18 protein-coding genes and 1 pseudogene are annotated in these 22,845 nt (G+C 46.2%); 10 read left to right on the top strand and 9 right to left on the bottom strand.

Annotated elements, in window-relative coordinates; all coding sequences use genetic code 11:
* Positions 1–244 precede the first annotated feature (244 nt).
* Entirely contained in the window at positions 245–370 is a 126-nt protein-coding gene (locus JGK14_RS29460; RefSeq protein ID WP_293193435.1) for a hypothetical protein, read from the top strand.
* 252 nt (positions 371–622) lie between these two features.
* Here JGK14_RS29460 and JGK14_RS29455 read toward each other — a convergent pair.
* A pseudogene (locus tag JGK14_RS29455) lies at positions 623–4,324 on the bottom strand (alpha-mannosidase); the annotation flags it as partial.
* 239 nt (positions 4,325–4,563) lie between these two features.
* Positions 4,564–5,487: a hypothetical protein gene (locus JGK14_RS29450; protein WP_325315817.1), complete on the bottom strand. Its 924-nt coding sequence runs from the start codon at positions 5,485–5,487 to the stop codon at positions 4,564–4,566.
* Between the two features lie 183 nt (positions 5,488–5,670).
* Here JGK14_RS29450 and JGK14_RS29445 point away from each other — a divergent pair, with 183 nt between their 5' ends.
* From JGK14_RS29445 to JGK14_RS29430, 5 genes are all read left to right on the top strand, one after another.
* Positions 5,671–7,653: a hypothetical protein gene (locus JGK14_RS29445; RefSeq protein WP_293219145.1), complete on the top strand. Its 1,983-nt coding sequence runs from the start codon at positions 5,671–5,673 to the stop codon at positions 7,651–7,653.
* A 679-nt stretch (positions 7,654–8,332) separates the two neighbouring features.
* A complete protein-coding gene (locus JGK14_RS29440; protein ID WP_039887172.1) occupies positions 8,333–8,449 on the top strand; it encodes a photosystem II reaction center protein I in 117 nt (38 codons plus the stop codon).
* Positions 8,450–8,913: 464 nt separating this feature from the next.
* Positions 8,914–11,496: a DUF3769 domain-containing protein gene (locus tag JGK14_RS29435; RefSeq protein WP_293285385.1), complete on the top strand. Its 2,583-nt coding sequence runs from the start codon at positions 8,914–8,916 to the stop codon at positions 11,494–11,496.
* 27 nt (positions 11,497–11,523) lie between these two features.
* Positions 11,524–11,709 carry a hypothetical protein gene (locus JGK14_RS34135; RefSeq protein WP_442921492.1) on the top strand — a complete coding sequence of 62 codons (186 nt, stop codon included), beginning with the start codon at positions 11,524–11,526 and terminating at the stop codon, positions 11,707–11,709.
* Positions 11,710–11,881: 172 nt separating this feature from the next.
* Positions 11,882–12,553, top strand: coding sequence for a hypothetical protein (locus JGK14_RS29430; protein ID WP_293208320.1), 672 nt, complete (start codon positions 11,882–11,884; stop codon positions 12,551–12,553).
* Between the two features lie 322 nt (positions 12,554–12,875).
* Here JGK14_RS29430 and JGK14_RS29425 read toward each other — a convergent pair whose 3' ends face one another.
* A complete protein-coding gene (locus JGK14_RS29425; RefSeq protein ID WP_293180249.1) occupies positions 12,876–13,388 on the bottom strand; it encodes a phycobiliprotein lyase in 513 nt (170 codons plus the stop codon).
* A gap of 132 nt (positions 13,389–13,520) precedes the next feature.
* On the opposite strand from JGK14_RS29425, the gene JGK14_RS29420 reads away from it, so the two are divergent.
* On the top strand, positions 13,521–13,790 hold the full coding sequence (locus tag JGK14_RS29420; RefSeq protein ID WP_293208318.1) for a hypothetical protein: 270 nt from the start codon (positions 13,521–13,523) through the stop codon (positions 13,788–13,790).
* Between the two features lie 423 nt (positions 13,791–14,213).
* Here the strand turns inward: JGK14_RS29420 and JGK14_RS29415 are convergent, their stop codons facing one another.
* Positions 14,214–14,351, bottom strand: a complete 138-nt coding sequence (locus JGK14_RS29415) for a hypothetical protein (protein WP_293203550.1) — start codon at positions 14,349–14,351, stop codon at positions 14,214–14,216.
* A gap of 27 nt (positions 14,352–14,378) precedes the next feature.
* Between JGK14_RS29415 and JGK14_RS29410 the strand changes: the two genes are divergently transcribed.
* Together JGK14_RS29410 and JGK14_RS29405 are read left to right on the top strand one after the other, a co-directional pair.
* Positions 14,379–16,631 carry a hypothetical protein gene (locus tag JGK14_RS29410; protein WP_293193431.1) on the top strand — a complete coding sequence of 751 codons (2,253 nt, stop codon included), beginning with the start codon at positions 14,379–14,381 and terminating at the stop codon, positions 16,629–16,631.
* A 3-nt stretch (positions 16,632–16,634) separates the two neighbouring features.
* Positions 16,635–16,772, top strand: coding sequence for a hypothetical protein (locus JGK14_RS29405; RefSeq protein WP_325315816.1), 138 nt, complete (start codon positions 16,635–16,637; stop codon positions 16,770–16,772).
* On the opposite strand, the gene JGK14_RS29400 is transcribed toward JGK14_RS29405, so the two are convergent.
* The 5 genes from JGK14_RS29400 to JGK14_RS29380 form a co-directional block, all read right to left on the bottom strand.
* Positions 16,750–17,469 carry a Uma2 family endonuclease gene (locus tag JGK14_RS29400; protein ID WP_325315815.1) on the bottom strand — a complete coding sequence of 240 codons (720 nt, stop codon included), beginning with the start codon at positions 17,467–17,469 and terminating at the stop codon, positions 16,750–16,752. The two genes, JGK14_RS29405 and JGK14_RS29400, sit on opposite strands and share 23 nt — an antisense overlap.
* Before the next feature lie 288 nt (positions 17,470–17,757).
* Positions 17,758–18,318, bottom strand: coding sequence for an RNA-guided endonuclease InsQ/TnpB family protein (locus tag JGK14_RS29395; RefSeq protein WP_325315814.1), 561 nt, complete (start codon positions 18,316–18,318; stop codon positions 17,758–17,760).
* A 98-nt stretch (positions 18,319–18,416) separates the two neighbouring features.
* Entirely contained in the window at positions 18,417–19,169 is a 753-nt protein-coding gene (locus JGK14_RS29390; RefSeq protein WP_442921491.1) for an RNA-guided endonuclease InsQ/TnpB family protein, read from the bottom strand.
* A 258-nt stretch (positions 19,170–19,427) separates the two neighbouring features.
* Positions 19,428–20,837, bottom strand: coding sequence for a (Fe-S)-binding protein (locus JGK14_RS29385; protein ID WP_325315813.1), 1,410 nt, complete (start codon positions 20,835–20,837; stop codon positions 19,428–19,430).
* A 286-nt stretch (positions 20,838–21,123) separates the two neighbouring features.
* The gene (locus JGK14_RS29380; protein ID WP_293327402.1) at positions 21,124–22,539 is read right to left on the bottom strand and encodes an FAD-binding oxidoreductase; all 1,416 of its coding nucleotides are present in this window, start codon (positions 22,537–22,539) and stop codon (positions 21,124–21,126) included.
* Positions 22,540–22,634: 95 nt separating this feature from the next.
* Here JGK14_RS29380 and JGK14_RS29375 point away from each other — a divergent pair, with 95 nt between their 5' ends.
* Positions 22,635–22,787, top strand: a complete 153-nt coding sequence (locus JGK14_RS29375; protein WP_293180279.1) for an ATPase domain-containing protein — start codon at positions 22,635–22,637, stop codon at positions 22,785–22,787.
* Positions 22,788–22,845 lie beyond the last annotated feature (58 nt).

Genomic DNA, 22,845 nt, shown 5'->3' with positions numbered 1-22,845 from the left:
CCCAAAATCCCTTTCTTGCCGTAAAAGAGCTGATGGATGGGTGAAAAAATCAACAATTCTACTCCTTGGGACACAGGGAGTCTGCCGGAAAAGATAAGTAATTATCTTGCTAGTTAGGACCACCTTCGGGTGAGTGAAACCTACGGAGGGAGGATAAGACCAGCTTAGAGATTGCTCGCGTCGAGGCTCTCCCGTTGAAAGAGGAAGCCCGCACTCTATTTGTTTACAATAATGAGTGTCGGGTATGTCACGTATCTATGATAACATTCAAATATCTACTGTTGGGACTGACTTACTTAGGTTTCGGCTGGGGATATTTGCCCTGGCTGCGGATGAACCGGGCGGCGATCGCAATTGTTGGGTCAGATGAGTGCCGTAGCTTTGGGGAGTAGGAGACCTCAAAACTGCTTGGCAGGCGATCGACACCTATCTGTAAACGATATCGCGCGAGGGATTCCCGCGCCCGTTAGCTAAAAGGCGATCGGCAATAGACAAGATTGCACTCATTTGCAAATTATCTTGAAAAATCATCTGCGTTTACCTGTGTTTATCTGCTTGACATCTGCGGTTCCTGTATAATTGAATGATTGATGCAAGAGGTCTAATATCTTAGGTTTTGAGATTATTCCTTCTTCCCTTCCCTCTCTTCCTTCGCGACAAGAGCGCTATCGTGGTTCGTTACAACAGCAAAACTAGCAATTTTCCAAGGTTCTATCTTAAAACTTTCCGATAGAGGCAACTTTTCAGACAAAATTGCAGGTCTTTCCAGCAAATCGACTGACTCTAAAATCTCCAATCCCAAATCGCCATCCAATGCTAACACAGCCTGTTTGCCCTCGGATTCGCAACACCGAAAAATCCAGACATTCGCATCATCTTCCGACTGTTTGAAAGCCATCAACACTAAATTTTCGGCGGACAAATCCAAGAACTTGCCAACGGGTGGCAGAGTCCGATCGCGATTTTCCGGCAACTGCGACAACACCTTTACTAACAGCGGCATATTCAACTCGCAGCCGCGCCGAACAGTGCCAGCATCTTGCCAATTTCCAGCGTGGGGATAGACGGCACAAGTAAATTGGGAAACTCCAACATCTGCTGCTTCATCCGGCCAAGTGGAACTTCTGAGCAAAGTCAGCCGAATTTGATTTGGTTGAATGTCGCAACCGTATTTACAATCGTTGAGCAAACTGACTCCAAAACCGTCATTGCTGATATCAGTCCAACGGAAAATCGGTACTTCCCATTTGGCTTTTTCTGCCGGTGTCTGCGGCTTGGTCGTGCGTGCGATCGCGCCGCCGGGAATTTCGCAAGTTGCAAAATCTGCTGCGACATTTAACCCGAAGGCTGTTTTGACTAAAACGTGAGTTTCTTGCCAATCTACGACTGTCTTGATTTTCAGCAGTGGCGAACCTGTTTCTACTATATAATCTTGGCTAAACTCGGATTTACCAATTTGCATAACTACGCGCAAACTCTGCCGTACTTCTCCCCGGTCTACCCAAGAAATCTGTTTGAGTATCGGGGCGGGTAATGGATGTTTTTGGTAATTCGGATCGATGTTCCAAGCATCCCAATATTGACCGCTGTCTTGAAAGGCTTGCAGTTGATTGCCTCCGACTGCATTCAGGACTTCTCTATTGTTTGCTTTATCCCAAATGCTGGATAAATTACCAGTTTCTGCGTCTACTGTTGCCCGAATAAGCTCATTTTCTAAGACCGTTTCTGGGGCTGAAAAAAGCGTTTCTTGACAAGGCGTGTTTTTTTGTGCTATACCGTATGTAAGTTTTGATAAATCTGTCTTTTTTTCGGTGGCTGAGCTTGCAGGGGCATGATTTAGGGTTTGAGCGCCATGGCAAAGCCAAAAAACGCGGTAGCCGATCGCCGGAACACTCTGGGCCGAAAATAACAGTGTAGATTGGGATTGCGATGGGAGTCGATCGCCCTTAACAATCTGCGAAGTCAACCGCCCTCCCGATAAGTCGTAAATTTGCCAAGCTGCGTCGGGGGAATCGGGAAGAGTTACGGCGACAACTTCAGAGCGCGACCAATTGAGAGAATTGAAAACAAAAATCGGTTGAGCGTCCGACTGCGGAGGAGAAGGTAGAGAAATCTGAGCAGCGATCGCATCTAAGGATTGTAGCAGGATGTGGCGGCAAGCGCGATCGACCTCAGCAAAGGCTAGATTAGCATCAGTGTAGACCTGGGCGATCGCCGAACCGGGCAAAATATCGTGAAACTGGTTAAACAACACCTGTTTCCAAGCCAATTCTAACTCAACTTTCGGATAAACCGCACCAGTGCAGATTGTCGCGATCGAAGACAACAACTCCGCTTGATAGAGCAAATCTTCGCAGCGGCGATTTTGGCGTTTTTGGTCAGCGCGAGTCGTGTAACAACCCCGGTGGAATTCTAAGTAAAGTTCATCTTTCCAAATCGGGAGATTGGGAGAGGGGGAGAGGGGAAGAGAGGGGGAATTTTTTAGTTGAGATTTCTCTTGGTGAATTTCGGTTGGGAAATCAAGGTATTTAGGTTCTGATTCCGAAAATTTACCGGAAAAATCACCTACTAAGCCGGACAAATTCTCGGTTGTTTTCCTAAGTTGCAAATTTTCCTCGTTTTCTACCGAATTCGTTTCACTTTCGGATGAACTTGTCGAATTTTCGAGTAATTTTCCCGATGCGACACCTGATAAAGTTTCGACAACTTCAGGAATTGGCAAACTTGCGGGAGTTTTTAGATTGGAGTTGAGGCTTTCGGGTAAATTTGCGGAATTTTCGACTAATTTTGGAGGTGCGACATCCGATAAAGTTTTCACAACCGTCTCAGCTTGCAAACTTGCGGGAGTTTCCTGACTTGAAGTTCGACTTTCGGGTAAAGTTGCGGAATTTTCGAGTAAATTTGGAGGTGCGACATCCGACAAAGTTTCGACAACTTCAGGAATTGGCAAACTTGCGGGAGTTTTGAGATTGGAGTTGAGGCTTTCGGGTAAATTTGCGGAATTTTCCGATGCGACACCTGATAAAGTTTCGACAACTTCAGGAATTGGCAAACTTGCGGGAGTTTTGAGATTGGAGTTAAGGCTTTCGGGTAAATTTGCGGAATTTTCGACTAATTTTGGAGGTGCGACATCCGATAAAGTTTTCACAACCGTCTCAGCTTGCAAACTTGCGGAAGTTTCCTGACTTGAAGTTCGACTTCCGGGTAAAGTTGCGGAATTTTCGAGTAAATTTGGAGGTGCGACATCCGACAAAGTTTCGACGAATTCAGCAATTGGCAAACTTGTGGGAGTTTCCCGAGTTGAAGTTCGACTTTCGGATGAAGTTGTCGAATTTTCGAGCAAGTTTCCCGATGCGACATCCGACAAAGTTTCGACGACTTCAGCAATTGGTAAACTTGCGGGAGTTTCCTGAGTTGAAGTTCTACTTTCGGATGAAATTGTCGAATTTTCGAGCAAGTTTCCCGATGCGACATCCGACAAAGTTTCGACAACTTCAGAAATTGGTAAATTTTCCCGACTTGGCGACTGCGAAACATCAGATTGAGAATCAACATCTGCAACTTCCGGCAAAAACTGACTCTCAATCAAAGACAAATAATCAACAGCCTTCGCAAACTCCAACCTTGGGAAAAAAGGCGACAACTTCCAGCGTTTCGCCACCTCTAGCATATCGCGAGTCGGGCCGCCGCCGTGGTCGCCAACTCCAGGCAACCAAAGAGAATCTTGCAAACCAGTTTTAATTTGCCAATCAAAAGCATGAGTTGTCATTTTTACAGATTCTACACTTTCGCCGATCGCGCCAGACATCATGCTAAATATTTTAGTACCATCCAACCCTTCCCAGCAAAACGCACCGTGGGGAAATTGCGTCGAATCATTCCAGCGCAACTTCTGCGTCACAAAATAGTCAACTCCACCTTGCCGCAAAATCTGAGGCAATTGCCATCCAAAACCAAAAGTATCCGGTAGCCAAGCCACCCGCATCAACTCCCCAAACTTTTCTTTGGCATAACGCTGTCCGTAAAACACTTGCCGCACCATTGACTCAGCCGAAATCAAGTTTAAATCCGGTTCAACCCACATCCCACCAACAACTTCCCAACGTCCGACGGCCACCTGTTTTTGAATTGCTGCAAATAAGTCAGGGCGGTGCTCTTCCATCCAAGCATAAAGCGCTGGAGTTGAATGACAGAAAATCAAATCGGGAAACTGGGATTGCAATTTCAATACCGACTCAAAAGTTCGTTCCGCCGCTTCCCAAGTTTCCGGGACAGGCCACAGCCAAGCTAAGTCTAAATGAGCGTGACCAACCAAATAGATTTTACCTGTATATATAGATGTATGGCAAGTTTCAAGTGAGTCAGTTCTGGATTGGGAATTGGGAATTGATAATGGGGAATTTGTAATTTGTAATTGGGAATTGGCTGGCGAGTGTATGACTTGATTGAGAAAAGCTATATCGCCAGTTTCACCTATATATATAGATGTGGAGTTCTGATTTTCTGAAACCTGAGAAAGTATCTGCCTACTTCCTCCCTCTGCGCCCTCTGCGCCCTCTGCGGTTAAATCGCGGTTAAATCATCTAACTCTCCAGAAAAAGAAGGAATATCGGCAGTTTCACCTATATATATAGATGTGGAGTTCTGATTTTCTGAAACCTGAGAAAGTTGCTCCTTACTTTCTCCCTCTGCGCCCTCTGCGCCCTCTGCGGTTAAATCATCTAACTCTCCAGAAAAAGCCCGCAGATATCCCAGTAAATTGTGTCGCAACACAGACAAAGATCGATCGAACTTGGCGCGATTCGGCAAAGCAGACCAATCAATCAAGCCAACCGCCAAATCAATCTCAGATTGCAGCCTTTCTCCCTTGACGTACATTGGGCGACTTGCTAAAATTTTAATGGATAAATCTTGGGAATGTTTGTTTCCTAAATTTCGAGCGATCGCATTTTGCAAAATCTCTAATTCGTCCGCCACAAAACCCGGATCGAAACAAGTAGAGTCCGCAGCTTCGTACAAACAAATCGATCGCACTAAAGCACCGTTATCGTGTCCAGGACTTACCAACCGTAAAATAACTAAAAATTCATCTCCCGGATTCACCGCCACACTCAACAAAACTCGATCGGCACAATCGAATAAATCACCTTGTCCAACTAACTCACCGTTGACAAAAATAGTCGCATCTTCTGCCCACCAAGTCAAACTCAACAGCAAACGCAAACCCACCACAGGATAGCCGTGCAAATTGTCAGGAATGACAAATTGCTGTCCTAAATAAACAACTTGCTTCCCAGACGGCCAAGCAATATGTCCTTTTTCGTTAAGTTCCGCAACCTGCTTGTTAGAAATACCTACCGAACCGACAGTAGCCGAGTCAGCATCGCAGTACCTCCAACCAGACTGAACGTCCACTTGACTGAGGCGGCGCAACTTCTCTACAACTTCAGAAATATTATTGCTAGCAGGTGGCACAACGGCGCTCATATTTAGTTAAAATAGGACTTGCGTAGGAATCTGGGCTCAGTATCGAACCGCGAAGACGCAAAGGACGCGAAGAAATAAAGGTTTCAGAGGGTTTGAAACTGCGATTAATATCCAGTTTTGATTTTACTGCAAAATTCAGACATTCCGGCGCGAATCTAAAACCTGAATTCAATAATTAAACCTATGTCCGACGGTTACTACGGCCCATACCAAAGCCGACTATTAAATTTTATATCCAAACAGTCCCGCCAAGTTGCCGATAATTGCGATCGCACTTGGCGACAAATTAAACAAACCACTCTCAGCGCTACCCAAATTCTACTTTATCCAGCTTACCTGCTCGTCCAAAGTTCCCGAATGTTGAGCCGACAGTTGCGGGAATCCAGCCAAAAAGTAGATTTACCCGAACTTCAAGAATATACCGATGACGAAAATCCAGATTTTTCGGGAAATTGGTATCCGGGAGAAATTTCCGATGAAAGTTCGATCGACCAAATCTTGCAACTCGCTGAAAATTTGCTAAACTCGTCGCAAACCGCCACAACTTTAGTCAGTTTTCCGCTGTTAATCCAGACAAACCCAGCAACGGAGAAAGCCGATCGCGATTTGCATCCAGCCATCAATTTTATCAAACAAGCTGCCAAGCATCAAACAACTTCCGTCTTAGAACCTCCCCAGGCCAAAACTCAATTAGACAGCCAATCCCAAAAAGTTCAGGGAATCGCGACTTTCATCCCAGCCCGCACTTTAGTCTTAGTCGGAGATGACAATCGCATATTAGATATTTTGACGCCCGAACAGCAAGAACTGCTCGAAAGTCGCATAACTTGGGAAGTCGCCAACGAGGGGCCGGAACGGCGGGAAATTGCTCAAAAAGAATTAAAATTTAATCTCGGTTTAGAGTCTGCTGCGAAAAAATCTCGGTTGGCGCCGGTGCGTCGTTTTTGGGAATTGATGGTCTGGCTCCAGTCGAGTCCGGTTGCTGTGAAAAGAAATCAGTTTGGAGAATCAATCCTCGCAGTCAAAGGCGCGATCGACCGCAATCTCATCTTAGTCCAAAAATCCACCACGCCGATCGCTCCGGCCAACACCGCACAGCCGACGATTGCTCCATCAAATTCGATCGACCGCAATATCCCAAAATTAGAACCTAATTTTAACAGCAAGTTCGATCGCACCGGCAATCCGATCTCCTTTGTCACATTACTCGATCGCGCTGCCGTCAACCTCGAAGAATTTACCCTCCCCCCAGCAGCCCAAACCACCGCTGACAATCCAGAAGTAAAATTTGACACTTCCGCCACGGAAAACAATTCAGGTCTGTCCGCCCGCGAAATCCTCGAAAAATACGCGAAAAACATCGAAAAAATGATTTGGTCGTCCGTAGACCAACTGCTGGGAAAAGAAACGGCAGCTAGTGATAATACTGATAAATCAGTCGCAATTCAGTATTATTTAAAACAACGTCAGGAACAAGATCGAACGGAAAATAGCCCAGAGGTCGATCGACCTTGGTTGAATTGGCAAGACTTATTCGGAGAACCAGCACCGCAGCACTTAATAGTAGGAAGTGCCGAACCCGAGGCAAATGTTCAAAACCTCATATCACAAAATAGCCCAGAAGTCAAGCAGGAAATTGCAAAAACAGTAGAATTGTCAGAAAGTCGATCGACCGCAGTTTCAATATCGCCTTACCCCGAAGCAATTCACAGGATGCTCGCCCAGCTCAAACAGAGCTTGCTTACAAAAGTCCCACAAAGTCAACCCCAAACAGGCTCAAATTTAGCAGTCACTCCAGAAAATAAATCTGGACTCGCAGCAGAATCAACCCCAGAGCGCGCGCCGGAGACCCAAGTGCCAAAAAACACAAACCCGAACACCGCACAAAACAGCAAATCCCCAGCAGCAATCGCCCCCCCCACCAGCAGATATACCCCCGCCCCCAGCATCGCAGCACACCAAAATCAGAGTGCAGGTCTCCCGCCAGCAGACGAATACTTAGAAACAAAAGCAGAATCGATGGGTTACATTAAACACCCACTAGAACAAGTGCTCGAATGGCTCGATTTAGTCATGGTGCGCGTCGAAAAAATCATCGAGCAAATCTGGAATTGGGCAAAAACCAACTTGCCAACAATCCTCAAAAGCAAAGATAAAATTGACTAGAAAACGAGCCTCCCGTGTCCCCGGCTGTCTTACGTGGGGATTAGTCGGTCTGCGGTTTTAACCGCCAGTAAATATTGTATTTGGGGACTAAGCATGGTAATGTAATTGAGTGAGTAGGAATAACCGTCTGCGCGTTGAATCATCCTAGTGCGGAGAAATCCCGGCAACTCAGATATCCGGCTAGAACCGGAATACTTAGAAAGGGCAAATAATGGCAGGTTGAAGAGCGTACCTATCTGGCTTGTGATGGACTCTGAAAGCAAAAGAAAAACTAAAAGTAAGCCCAACTGCAACACCTCTGGTATTGGTAGTTGATTTAAAGGGTCTAGGGGGATATTTGCCTATCCCTTCCAAGTTCGGCTTGGAGAATCCCCCGGCTGAAGCCGTGGGGAGTGTCAATAATCTTTAGCTTATTGGAAAAATTTGGCGGAGCTAAGCGGAGGGCTAAAACCCCGTCCTTTGAGGACTGCTTTCTGCTATAGTCTCCAACAAGTCGGGATAGGGCATTGCCACGACTCTAAATGGATGTGGAGGGAGAGTAAGACTACTCAGGTAGCATCACCCTGGGAAGCGTCAAGAATCACCGCACTTTTAGGGCAGTGAATATGTCAAGATAAAAAAGTTGCCGCAACAGCAGCAAATCAGCTCAGTATTATTTCATCTTTGGAGACTCCCTAGCGTGCTAACCCTCAAAATCGTAGTTAATGTAGTTGTTCTATTTTTTGTTTCCCTGTTCATATTTGGGTTTTTGTCCAATGACCCAGCTCGGAACCCCAACCGCAGAGACATGGAATAAACCAGCTACCTCCCTCGCTGACTCGGGGGCACGTCACCGCAGCCCCCGCACCAGCCAGCAAATCCCCAAAAATTAGTCCAACAAAACTTGACCTCGCACCACTAGCGAGGTTATGTTGTGGCGAAAGAAACCAGTTGACAGTTGACAGTTGACAGTTGACAGTTGACAGTTGACAGTTGACAGTTGACCTAGAAGTCCGAGGATTGGAGCAATGAATAGTCTGATTTTAATTTCTCCCTACAAGGAAGGGTTCCGGCTTTAAACCAATTCTTTCTGGTAATCAACCAAGTTTCTGAGGATGAGTCCGTTAGCGACTCGGCACAACCGAAGATTTCCGGTTAACCTTGAAACGCTGCCTGTTAAATGCCAAAATTTGGACGATCGACTCTCCGCTATAAAAAAACCTCTAAAATCTAAAATCTAAAATCTAAAATCTAAAATCGGATGATTCACCTGTTGTAACTATGCCCTATCCGGTACCGCCGCCCGAACCCTCTGCCATCATCTACATCGCGAAGCCCAAAAAAGTCGCCCTCACTGTGGCGACAAATGATGGAGACACCCGCAGCAACTCCGCACAAATACCGGAAGCCAGCCCAGAAATCGTTCAGCCCGAACCAACATCCCCGCAACCAGAACCCTCAGCCGCACTCCTCGGTACCACCGAAGCCACCAGTCAGTCTCCTGAAATCGCCACTCCCCTAACCTCCGTGGAAAGTGGCGGCGCAGCGGCGGGATTTCAGCTTCCGGTTGTTCCAGCAGAAAAATCCGAAACTGCGGAAGCCCAGCAAGATACCTCGTTTACTTCTTACCAATTGGGTTCAGTAGAAAATGCCATTGCCGCTCGGAACCGTCAACGAACAGCAGGGGATCAGAGCAAAAAGGACAATAATGCTGTCCGACAGCCAGAAAACGGGTATCAGGCTAAAGGCGAGCAGTTAAAAGATAACTCCCCCGAACCTGCGGAGATTGTTGTTCCCGAACCGCCAGAAACGCCTCCTGCAAAACAGCAAGAGTTCGAGATTCCAACGACGCCAACGACGCCAACGACGCCCCCAGGGCCCAAGCCAGCCACTCCCCCAGCGCCGAAACCGCAGCCCAAACCTGCCGCGCCCGGAGTCCGTACCGCGCCTTCTCAGCGAACGGTGCCATTTCCGGTGAGTCCGGCTGATACGATCGAAATTAAGGCCGATAGTCAAGAATTTGACGACAAACAGCAAATTGTCACGGCGGTTGGTAGGGTTGTGGTGCGGTTCCGACAAACAGTGATTGATGCCGATCGCGCGATCGTCAACCTAGTCACCCGCCAAGTGATAGCATCCGGTAACGTCGCCTATACTCGCGGCCAACAAGTAGTCCGCGGCCGGCAGATGGAATTCAATCTCGGACTCAACTCCGGCGCAGTCGAACAAGCCAGCGGCGAAATATTCCTCCCCGCAGCGGGTAGCGAGTTAACCCCCACACTACCGACAGATATTAGTGCTGGAACCATTCTAGAACAGCCGCTGAGCGATCGGCTGACCAGCCAACAGCCCCTTCGCGGAGTCAAATCCCCCGGCGCTGCTACTATTACCATCGGCGGTGGTGGCGCTGGTGGCGCTGGTGGCGCTGGTGGCGCTGGCGGACGCTTAACCGCCCCCCAAATTACCGGCGCCGTCAACCGCGTCCGCTTTGAAGCAGATCGCCTCGAATTACTGCCAAATGGCGTCAGAGTAGCAACCAACATTCGGATTACTAATGACCCGTTTTCCCCGCCGGAACTCGAATACAGAGCCCGAAGAGCAACAATTACCAGGATTTCCCCCACGGCTGAGGAATTAGTCACAAATTCCCCCCGCTTGGTATTTGACAACCGCGTCAAAATACCCGTGTATCCCCGCAGGCAAGTTTTTGACAGCCAACAGAAAAACGGCCCCTGTTTGACTTTCGGCTACGACGGGGGCGACAGAGGCGGTTTGTTTGCCGAGTGCGGTTTTGAAATATTGCAAAACGGGCCCGTGCGCCTGACTCTGACACCCCAAATTTACCTCCAGCGAATCGTGGAAAAGAACGGTGGAAATCCCTTTTCCCCCGACAGCTACGGGCTGAGAGCAAAGCTGGGCGCGACTTTGGGCCCGCGCACCAGCCTTGAAGGATCGGCGTTATTTCTGAATTTTGATAATTTCCCGAATTTAGCTGAAAATGCTTTTCGGGGTAATGTGCGCTTGCGACAGTCGATCGGCAATCACAATTTAGCAGCAGAATATAGTTATCGCGATCGACTGTTTAACGGTTCTCTAGGCTTTCAAACCGTCAACAGCAGTCTCGGGGCCGTCCTCACTTCCCCACAGATGCAAATCGGCAATACAGGCATCAATTTCAGCTACCAAGCTGGATATCAATTTATCAATGCTGACACCGATCGAGCAGATTTGCTCGAACCAGTGCGCGAAAACAACCGCATCGATTTGGGCCGAGGCCAAGTCAGCGTCGCCCTCAGCCGCGGCTTCAACCTGTGGCAAGGTCAACCGCTGCCCCGCACTCCCACCCAGGGTTTGAGGTACACCCGGACGCCGGTGGTTCCCTTCTTACAACTGGCTTTGGGAGTCCGAGGAGTAGGCTCTTATTACAGTAGTGGCGATCGACAAAATTCGATCGCCAGCAGCATCGGCATTCAAGGGCAGTTCGGCCATTTCTCCCGCCCTTTCCTCGACTACACTGGATTTAACGTGACTTACACTCAGGTAGCGCGGGACGGGGTATCGCCTTATTTGTTCGATCGGCTAGTAGATTTGAAAGTCCTGTCTTTTGGACTCGTGCAGCAAGTTTACGGAGGCTTTCGAGTCGGATTTCAAAGTGCTATTAATCTAGACAGCAGGGAAACAATCAGTACGAACTACACTTTAGAATACAGCCGTCGCAGCTACGCAATTATTTTGCGTTTTAATCCTGAGCGTCAAGTCGGCAGCCTGACGTTTAGAATTAGTGACTTCAACTGGAACGGCACACCCCAACCATTTTCCGGGGACGTGCGAACAGTAGAAGGAGGCGTGCGTTTATCCGATTAATTCAATTGGGTAATTAGTAATGGGTAATTGGTAATTGGTAATTGGTTATTGGTTATTGGGTTATTGGTTATTGGTTATTTGTTATTGGTTATTTGTTATTTGTTATTGGTAATAATGAAGCCAAAAAAATCAACAATTCTCAATTCTCCAATTCTCAATTCTCCAATTCTCCCTTCCCAAGAAAGAAAAACTAACGTTCGCGTTGCCTCGTAGGCGACACCACTCCTAACAACTAACAACTAACAACTGACAACTAACAACTGACAACTAACAACTGACAACTAACAACTAACAACTGACAACTAACAACTGACAACTAACAACTAACAACTGACAACTGACAACTGACAACTAACAACTGACAACTGACAAATTACCAATTCCCATGACAGATGGACGTACAATATCTGCACAAGCAGCGGCTCTGCTGGTTCACTACGGTTTTGACCTAGGTGGCAAAAAAGCAGAGAAATTGGCTGGTGAATGGTTGACCAAGTATCCCGGCTATTGGTTGCGTTTAGCAGTGGTTGAAGCGCTTTATCAAGGGCGCTACAAAGCTGTTTCTGTCGGACAGCTATTGAGTATGTGGCACCGGATAGGCCAACCACTCTATCATTTTAATCGCGAGTTTGAACGCTTAGTTTGCAACAATTTTCCTCAAGATTTAACCTTTGAAAGTTATGCTCAACCGTCGCAGGAAGAGATACTTTTATCCCACCCGGAATCCGAATTCGGTGTCGCCGAAATAGATACGAGCAAGCAGTCAGAAGCAGAACTCGATCGCGCGTCAGATGCAGAAGTCCCGAATACAGAAGCCCCGGAAACAGAAAAACTCGCCACTGCTGGCGATCGCACTCAAGAAAATACAGAAGTTGTAGTATATGAAGATGTGGATGTTACGGCTCTGGCCGATGGAGCCGAACCCGATCGCAAATTAACAGACAAACCTGTCAAAAAATCATTCCCAGTTGTCAAACACACTGATTTTCACGCCAAGTTAAAAGCCGTTGCCCGAGAAGGCCGCAGAAAGAAAGGAGAAAGCATCAAAAAGAAATAAGGTGTCAGTCGATTTTCTATGTTTAGATTTACTTCACAGATTCATCTGGGAGCTTGAAAAGGAGTCTAAAATTTTGGGATAATTACTCAGGATAGTCGGGGCTTGTATTCATTTTGGGAAATTAGATATAGAGGTTCTCCCTGCAAGTGAGGTACTCACCAATTACCAGAAAGAATTGGTTGAAAGCCGGAACCCTTATAGGGAGAAATAAAAATCAGACTATTCATTACTCCAATCCTCGGACTTCCTTTGTCAACTGTCAACTGTCAACTGTCAACTGTCAACTGTCAACTGTCAACTGTCAACGGTCAACGGTCAACTGTCAACTTTTCGGACTTCCACCCATCCGAATTTCCGAACAAAAAGATGCTTGTTCCGTACCGTCAGCTTGCTTAACAACGCTAGTCCGCAAGCGCAGATTGGGGATGAGATACCACAGCCTTTCTTCTGCATGGACAGTATCTGATTCTGTAATCAATGTCAGCACATCGTCGCCGCCCATCACGTAGCGGGTGTTTCCCTTGGCTTGCAATACTTTGCCTTCGCTGGGATTGTCGGGATTCGGGACGATCGCCAATATTGTAGAACCAACTTGTTTAGCTTGGTTGCGATCGGGAACACCGTCCCAAGAAATCCGAACGCCCCTGAGTCCAGTTGAGTCCGGGTTAGTCGAGTGCTGTTGGCAAAGTTTGACGACTGCTGCATCGTTAGCTGTCAGCATTTCTATTTTGAGGTCAGATTTACCTGCTTGCAATTCCCCAGAATTGAGATTGTGTACGGTGCGCTGGGAAAACCATTTGCCTGCACTTAACTCGAAAAACTCGATAACATCCATGAAATTTGTCTCTAAACTTAAATAGTTCTTGATTTGCGATCGCGACTTGCGCGCTATCGAGTCAGAAAACCGGTTTTTTCTTGAGTAACTAGCCGCCCAACCAATGATTTTAGCGAGAAACCCGGTTTAAGAGTGCAAGTCCTGTTTTCTATTTTAAAGGAACGGGGCGCACCTGCAAAGCTTTCCGGGAGGTTTGAGTCAAGCAGGTTGCAGGTGCGGTTGAGGCACGAAACCCAAGCAGGCGGGCATCTGTCGGGCAGATCCAGCCCGATCGACCTAAAATTAGAGCATTCGCTACCGTATTTCGCTAAACAAGTCTTGTTCGCACATCAAACAGGATGGCGATCGCTCAAAAATTTTAGCTTAACTCCGCCCCAAAACGGGTACAGGCTGCCAACTTAACTCTTGGCCCCAAATTTTAGATCAATGTTCAACTTTCCCGATTCACTGCGCTGCAAGTCAATTTTTTAATCGTAAACGCGCCCAAGCCTCCGTCCGTCTCAAACTTGTACAGCCACTTTTCCTGAGAGTAGCCGAAGGAAGTCGAAGTATCTAAAATCTAAAATCTAAAATCTAAAATCTAAAATCTAAAATCTAAAATCTAAAATCTAAAATCTAAAATCTAAAATCTAAAATCTATTGGTAGTGTGGAGCGATCGACAATCATTCCCCAAAACCCGTTATGTTAAGAAAAACAACGATATATGTCAGATAGTTGTCGATCGCTAGATTTTGGGCTTTGAGTTGAACGATCTTGGCGGCGGTTGATGGCAATCGCAGGCATTGAAAATTCTCAAACCAGACTCAGACAAAAAAACCAGCGATTCATCGAACGATCGCCAAACCGAGGGCAGCAGCCCGGTAGCAAATAGCCTTTAAATATGCCATGCTAAGTAAACGAGCAAAGTAAGCAAGAAAACTTTCTCGATCGGGTTTTGGGCAAGGTGCAGCTAGCGATCGCATACATTAAAAAAAGACATACACAAATTTATGAGCGAGTTTACACAAGGGCTGGATAAAATGCAGCCCGCAGAACAGACGCACTGTTTGGGAATCCTACCAAGTCAGCTAGCAGCGACTTCCGACTCAGAGAAATTATACAGCTTACTAACAGATTACAATTTTATTGAAGCCAAGCTGTCAGCAGCGGGAGCACAAGCGCTAATAGAAGATTACGATTTAGCAACAAGTCCCGATATTATCACCTCCGATGAAAAAGCCGACAAACTCAAATTAATCCAAGAAGCAATCAGGCTTTCTGCCCACATTTTAGCCAAAGATAAAACCCAACTAGCTACCCAACTAATTGCCCGGTTGATGCGCTTTGAAATTCCCGAAATTCAAGCACTGCTAGCCCAAGCACAACAACAGAAAATACCCTGGCTGCGGCCGCTAACCCCCAGTTTTACCCCCCCTGGCGGCAGATTGCTACGCACTCTCACCGGACATACAGATTGGGTACAAGCTGTAGCAATTACCCCCGACGGCAAGCGAGCAATTTCTGCATCCTCCGACCACACTCTCAAAGTTTGGGACTTAGAAACAGGAGAAGAACTTTCCACCCTCAAAGGTCATCTTACCTACGTCAATGCTGTAGCAGTAACCCCAGACGGAACAAAAGTAATTTCAGGTTCTTGGGACAATACTATTAAAATTTGGAATTTAGCTACTGGAACAGAAATATTAACATTTGCAGGCGATACTTTTGCAGTAGAAGCCGTAGCAGTAACTCCCGACGGCAAGCGAGTAATTTCTGGTTCATGGGACGGCAGCATAAAAGTTTGGGATTTGTCAACAGGGGCAGTGATTTTCAACCTCAAAGGTCACAGCAGTTTTGTCCAGTCCGTAGCAGTAACTCCAGACAGCAAGCGGTTGATTTCCGGGTCTGGCGACAACAGCATTAAAGTCTGGAACCTAGAAACAGGAAAAGAACTTTTTACCCTTACCGGTCACGCAGATTGGGTAAAAGCTGTAGCAGTAACTCCCGACGGCGAACACATAATTTCCGGCAGTTACGACGGCACAATCAAAGTTTGGAGTTTGAGTGCCAGAGAAAAACTTTTCACTTTAGGAATTCACAGCAGTTTCGTCCAAGCTGTGGCAGTCAGTCCCGACGGAAAACGGGTAATTTCGGCGGCCGGCGACAAAACGCTGAAAGTTTGGAATTTGGAAACAAAAGAAGAACTATTTACTTTTACCAATCACATCGCCCCGGTGAATGCTGTTGCTGTCACCCCCGACGGCAAGCGGATAGTTTCTGGTTCCTCTGACAAAACTCTCAAAGTTTGGCACTTAGAAACAGGCAAAGAAAATTTATCATCTGCGGGTCACGATGACTGGGTAAATGCTTTAGCAGTGACAGCCGACGGTAAAAAAGCAATTTCCGGTTCTGGAGACAACAGCATTAAAGTCTGGAATCTGGCAAATGGAGAGGAAATTTTTGCTATTCCCGGTCATAAAGATTGGGTAAAAGCAATCGCTGTTACCCCGGACAGCCAGAGAATAGTTTCTGGTTCAGGTGACAAAACAGTTAAAGTTTGGAATCTGGAAACTGGAGAAGAAATATTTAGTCTGACAGGTCATACAGATTGGGTAAATTCGGTTGCTGTTACCCCCGACGGCAGGCTGGCGATTTCTGGTTCGGGAGACAAAAGTATTAAAATTTGGAATTTGGAAACAGGAGAGGAAGTTTTTACATTTATCGGTCACACCGACGGGATAAAAGCTGTGGCAGTTACTCCCGATGGCAAGCGGATAATTTCGGCTTCCGGCGACACAAGTCTGAAAGTTTGGAGTTTGGGAAAAGAAAATAATATTTTGGCAAATTTATGGAATTTAGTCGTTAAAAATCAACTTTTTACTCTTAAAGGTCATGAGAGTTTTGTGAATGCTGTGGTAGTTACCACAGACGGTAAATGGGGAATTTCTGGGGGAAGGAAGAAACTGATTAAAGTTTGGGATTTGTCGAGTCAAAAGGAAATTTTTACTTTGACGGGTCATGCGGATGCGATTACAGCTTTGGCGACTGTGGGAAATAGAGTGATTTCAGTTTCGGATGATAATACTCTGAAAGTTTGGGATTTGTTGAGTCGAAAAATAGTTGCTACTTTCAGGGGAGATAGTGCTTTGAAAGCTTGCGCTATGGCACCAGATGGGGTGACAATTGTCGCGGCGGAAGCTTCGGGACAAGTGCATTTTTTGAAGTTGGAAGAGGGGAAGAGTCAGTTGAGAGTTGACAGTTGACAGTTGACAGTTGACATGGTTCCGATCGCACTTTTGCTCAATTTGAAAAGTGCGATCGACCTTTTCCCCAATCCAGTTTACAATTGTTCCGGGTCAATGTCGATCGATCGCAGTCTGTCTAACTTAATTCATCTGGGTTAATTCCCATTTCTCGCAGCCGTTCCGCCAAAAGTTGCGATCGTCGCCGTTCCTCTCCTAAAGCTGTTTCTGCAAGTTCTGCCCGCTGACGTTCTTGTTCTGTCCGCTGTTGGGCTTCCTCTAACAGTTGACAAATCTCAACGTAGGAGAAAAACCTAGTTCCATCCGATCGATAAATTTGCAATTCATCGCCTGATAAATCGAACCGGATGGCTAACCTGGGACTCGCGTAGTTTTCCATAGATGCGATCGCATCCAAGCCGTCTTCTCCCCGCAACCAACCCCTGAGTTGATTGTTAGTAGGATTGTAAATGTAATATTCTTCAACTTGGTGGCGATCGTAAAATAGTAATTTCGTCTCCATTTCATCTTGCGTATTGCTAGGAGAGAGAATCTCAAACACAACTTGTGGTGCAATTCCTGACTCATTCCACTGCTGATAAGAACTCCGTCTCCTTTTCGGTGTACCGAAGACAACCATCACATCGGGGGCATTAACAATATTTGGTCTTCCCTGAACCGGATACCAAAATAAATCCCCCGCTACAAATACATTCTCGTCATTAGCATACATCCATTCTAGATTTTGCTCAATGACTAGAATCCAGCGAAACTGGTCGGTATTGTTTGCCATTGGTTTGCCGTCGCTTTCGGGGTAGATAATCTCTTCCTGAGTGGGGACTGGGATTTGACTTACCATAACAGTTGTGCGGGGTGAAATACTGTTGAATTTAATTTTAGCAGTTTACGAGGAGTCAGAAGCGCGATCCTCTGCGAGGGCTTCGCCAACGAGCTTTCTCAAAATAACCTATTTCCCTCTCTTCCTCTGCGCCCTCTGCGCCCTCTGCGGTAAAAAATCTTATTCTTGACACTCCTCGACCTGAAGGTGCGAGGATTCTTGAGGAATTTCTACCTCAATTTCCCTGTTTCCAGGGTTCCCAGACTCCTCACGTTTGCTCAATCGAGCGCGAGGATATCTTCTGGGCGTTTAGGCGCGAACGCCAGGTTTCGCGGAGTCCCCGCGTACCAAATTTAAAGCTCGATCGCGAATAGTTTTTGCTGCACCTATATCAGCGTGTTCGTGGTAGCCACATTCAGTGCAAATGAACTTTTCGCCATCTCTATTAGACTTGTCGATGTGACCGCAATTCCGACATTCTTGACTGGAGTATTTGGGATTAACCTTGATTACGATTTTTCCTTGCTTTGCAGCCAGATACTCAATCTTCAGTATTAACTCGCCCCAGCCTGCATCAGAAATAGAACGGTTTAAACCTCTCTTCCTTGATTGCCCATTTTTCAGAAATCTACCTGTTTTTTCGTCAACCTTTACTCGACATCGGCGCATCATGCCGGAAATATTCAAGTCCTCTAGAGCAATCGCGTCAACGTTACGTGACACTATTTTATTGGCAACCTTCCATTGGTAAGCTTGACGCTTATTGCTAATTCTTTGGTGGAAAAGCCCTAGTTTTTTAGCTGCTTTTTTGCGGTTATTACTCCCTTTTCCTTTTCGACTGACCAATAATTTCTTGATGGTACCCGCCACGTGATTTATCCGTGGAATCAATCCCAAATCGAAAATCTAAAATCCTCTCTTCCCCCGAATTTATCCGTGGGGTCAATCTAAAATCTAAAATCTAAAATCTAAAATCGACTGACTTGTCTCTGTCTAATTCTCAGTGTGCGTTTAGCTTTTTTGGTGGCTGAAAACTTGGGATTTTCAATTTGAGCTCCATCTGATAGATGGACTAATTTTGTAATTCCCATATCGCAACCAATTACCTTGACGACATCTTTGAGAGGTTTTGTCGTGTAATCGGGGACAGACTTGTCCTCAATGCGGACGGATACATACCAGCCATTCTGTCGCTTTCTTACCGCACAAGCTTTAATGGTAAAGCCACCAGGAATTGGGCGCGAGTTGTGGAAACGCATCCAACCTAACTTTGGCAAGTAAATTTTACTACCTTGTATTTTTACCCCCATCATAAATGTGAAGGAAGTGAAATTGCTGCGATTCTTGAATTTAGGAAAGCCGCGTCCGTCAAAAAAATTATTATAGGCAGTGTCTAACCGTTTGACGTTCTGTTGTAGAACTGTCGAATCTATCCCGGCAAACCAGGGTCTAGCTGCTTTCAGTTCGGGCAACGCTGTGATTTGAATGTGGCCTGGGTTGCGCCGAGGGTTTTTAACTTTCCCCTTTTTATCTGTTTTGCCTATTTTCCAAGGTTCCCCAGTGGCACCGTTTTTACTGACACAACTGGTCAACGGACAGGCTTCACTTTTTGTCCTAAGGTCGCAATAGTTGCCTTGAATGAACTGTTGGCTATACTGAGTGATCCTGTCATTAAGACACCAGTTGAAATGGCTTCGCAAAATATCCACCCAATTAGACATTTTTAAGTCTTGTGTTTGATTTGGACGCAACTTGTATACATAGTTTGTCAACAAGTTTAACTCCTCGTTTTTCTTGAGCTGTTATTAGTATATAGTGAAATACTTGCGTGTTTGTACTTTTTACATTTCTTTAGGAAAGAGGGTTTAAGGTTTATAGTTTTACTTACAAAGCCGTCCTATAAGGACGAGGTTTTAGACCCATTTCTCTGATAAAAAATCGCAGCGAAAAGCAGGGCGGACACCGCCCGCCCCAGCAAACTACTTCCGCTGCAACTGTACCCCACGAATAGAATAATCCAAAAGCTCGATCGGGTGCATCAAAGTAACAGCCTTCCCCTGCAACTCCAAATGCTTCTTAATTTGCAAAGAACAACCAGGATTAGAAGAAGCAATCAACTCAGCCCCAGTATTCAGCAAATTCTCCACCTTTTGTACTCCCAAATCATCCGCAATTTCCGGCTGAAGCATATTGTAAACCCCCGCACTCCCGCAACACAAAGCAGCATCCACAGGTTCTTTCAACTTCACCCCAGGGATTTGTTGCAACAACTGGCGCGGCTGCAAACTAATCTTTTGTCCGTGCAACAAATGACACGCATCCTGATAAACAATCGTCAAATCTCCCTCAGTCAAAGGATTGAGTTTCGCCGTAATTCCCGCAGTTGCCAAAAATTCTTGTATGTCCTTCACATTAGCAGCAAAATTCTCAGCTTTCTCCCGATAATCCGGGTCATCTGCTAAAATGTGACCGTATTCTTTCAAAGTGTGGCCGCACCCAGCAGCATTGATAATTACACAATCAACGCCCGTATTTTCAAAGCTGTCAATCATTTGTCTCGCCAAGGATTTTGCCTGTTCCGCTTGTCCTTGATGTTCCGGCAAAGCAGCACAGCATCCTTGACTTTTCGGAATCACAACCTCGCAGCCATTAGCCGTCAAAACTCGCACCGTAGCTTCATTAACTGGCGAGAACAACAACCTCTGCACGCAGCCTAAAATCACCCCAACTCGATAGCGTTTCTCCCCTTGTGCGGGAATGACTTCGGGCAAATTATCCCGGAAAGAATCAACTGTTACCTCGGGCAAAATTGATTCCATCGCCGCCAAGCGAGGAAATACTTTTTTCAGCAAACCTGTTTGGCGAATTAGTTTTGGCAGTCCTAATTTTTGATAAAGAAACAGCGGTACCAGCAAAGGCCGCAATCTGTGAGGATAAGGAAAGAGATTAAAAATTAGAGTGCGAATTACATTGTCAGAAAAAGTGCGTTTTTGATTTCGGGTAACTTGGTGGCGAGTTGCGGAAATTAACTTGTCGTATTGAACTCCCGACGGACAAGTTGTCACGCAGGCCAAACAGCCCAAACAAGTATCGAAATGCTGGGATGTTGCTTCGTTTAAAGGTGCGTCGCCTTCGTTGATTGCATCCATTAAATAAATGCGGCCTCTGGGCGAATCCATTTCTTTGCCGAGTACCCGATAACTCGGACAAGTTGACAAGCAAAAACCGCAGTGCACGCAAGTATCGATCAATTTGGGATCTGGCGGATTGTTGGCGTCGAAACCCGGGATTTCGAGAGTTTTCAAGTGGGGGTTTTGTGCTAGGAAATTGCTTTCTTTAGCAGGTTTTAAGTCGTCGCTGGGAATTGTAGAATTTTCGGAAGTTTGCATAATATATTACCTAATTATTTTGGTTCGTAGTCAGGACTTTAGTCCTTTCAAATTGCCAGCCTAACTCCATCAAGCAAACAAAAACTTCTCTTCTCTTCTTTTCTCTTCCTTTGCGGTCTTTGCGCCTTCGCGGTTCGTTAAAAAACAAATCTGGTTCACAAATAGACATCTCCATAAAAACCAGTATTGAACAGGCAGGATGCCTGTTCCACAATAAATATGGTCGAGGTATAATGATTTAGACCGGGATTCAATAAAAACTGAACTCCTTACTGCAAACTTTAAACTAAATACCGCTGATAAAACGATCGCAATTTAAAATATTCTCCGGGTCAAACTCTTGCTTGATGCGACGCATTAGATCGATCGCACTTCCAGTATAGCCCCAAACATCTAACCCTTGCTTGATGTGGGCTGGCGCAGCCAAAACCGTCATAAAACCGCCTTTAGCTTCGCACGCCCTGCGTACCTGCAACAGCGTTTCGGCTGTCGCAGTCTCAAACCGCAAAACTCCTAAACCGCTGCCCGCATGAATCAAAGCATCCTGTACCGGCAACTCGTTAATTGCCTTGACTGCTTCCGAGGGTCTGATGCCTATTTTGCAAATAATTGCTGAATTATTCCCAGAATTCCAGACTGTTTCTGGCAATCTTTGCCATAATTTATCCTCATCATTTTCGCCGCAGTTAGTGCCTTGCAATCCCAACTTTTCGCCAACTTCCAACAACCGGGCGGATTGTTGTTTAACGCTTTCGGCGATGCTTTGAAACCTCACTACCAATCCCGAACCTTTACCCAAACTCAGTTTTTCTACTAACTGTGGTGACAGCAAATCAACGGCTGTCGGTGTTAAAGCAGAAGATAATAAAATTTGAGCAGCTTCAGCTAAAGCATTAGTTTCTCCTGTCAGTATGACAGTTCCCGATGATTCCGGCAGCGGATAAACTCGGAATGTTACTTGACTGATGACGCCTAATGTGCCGTAGGAACCGGTCAACAGTTTCATTAAGTCGTAACCGGCGACATTTTTCACAACTCGACCTCCGGCTACAGCAATTTTACCGTCCGATCGCACAAACGTAATTCCCAACAACAAATCGCGCACGCCCCGGTAGCGGTGCCGCAGCGAACCAGTATCAGCAGTAGCGACAATCCCGCCCAAAGTTGCCTGTTGCGGATATGCTGGATCGATCGGCAAAAATTGACCTGCTTTACCTAAAATTTCCTGCAAATCGGCAAACTTCATGCCCGCCTCCGCAGTCACCGTTAAATCGCCCACAGCGTGTTCTACCAGGCGATTCAGGCGCGCCGTACTCACAGCAACGATCCCCCCTGCATCAGGAGATCCCCCTAAATCCCCCTTAAAAAGGGGGACTTTGACAACATCTTGCTCCCCCCTTGTTAAGGGGGGCTGGGGGGGATCGGAGTCTAATTGGACTAAACCGCCCCAATCGAGTTTGCTGCCACTCCCTGTCGGCAAGAGTGCCCAGCGATTTCGCCCTGCACAAGCAATCACTGCGGCGAGTTCTTCCTGAGTATGGGGATAAACGGTACAGGCTATTGAAGTACCTGGGGCAACAGCTTTTTCTACCCGTTCTTGCCAAAAAGCCTCTATATCTTGCCGCAGACAAATGCCAGCAGTGCCGACAATACCCTCTAATTCTTGTGTGCTAACGTAATTTTCTGCCGAAATATTTTTCATGAAGGTTCTCAGACGCCCAGTAAACAAACAATCAAAACAGCCCCTCAAACCATTAAATATGAATACGAGCCGATATTCTAAACATAAACAAACAAATGTCTCAAAACCGACTTTCAGTAGGAATTACTGGTCTCAACGAAGTGATTGACGGCGGCCTGATTCCTCAGCGCTCTTATCTGGTACGCGGCAGCCCGGGTACTGGGAAGACTACCGCTCGTAAAAACCTGGACAAAGCTACCCAAAAGTAGTCAATGTTAGACATCTACGTTAGTAATTTTAGTCCACAGTCCTAAAACTACAGGAATA

This window comes from Microcoleus sp. PH2017_28_MFU_U_A (assembly GCF_020738035.1).
Taxonomy (GTDB): domain Bacteria; phylum Cyanobacteriota; class Cyanobacteriia; order Cyanobacteriales; family Microcoleaceae; genus Microcoleus.
The sequence above is the reverse complement of the archived record's forward strand: the minus strand, read 5'-3'. Positions and strand labels throughout refer to the sequence as shown.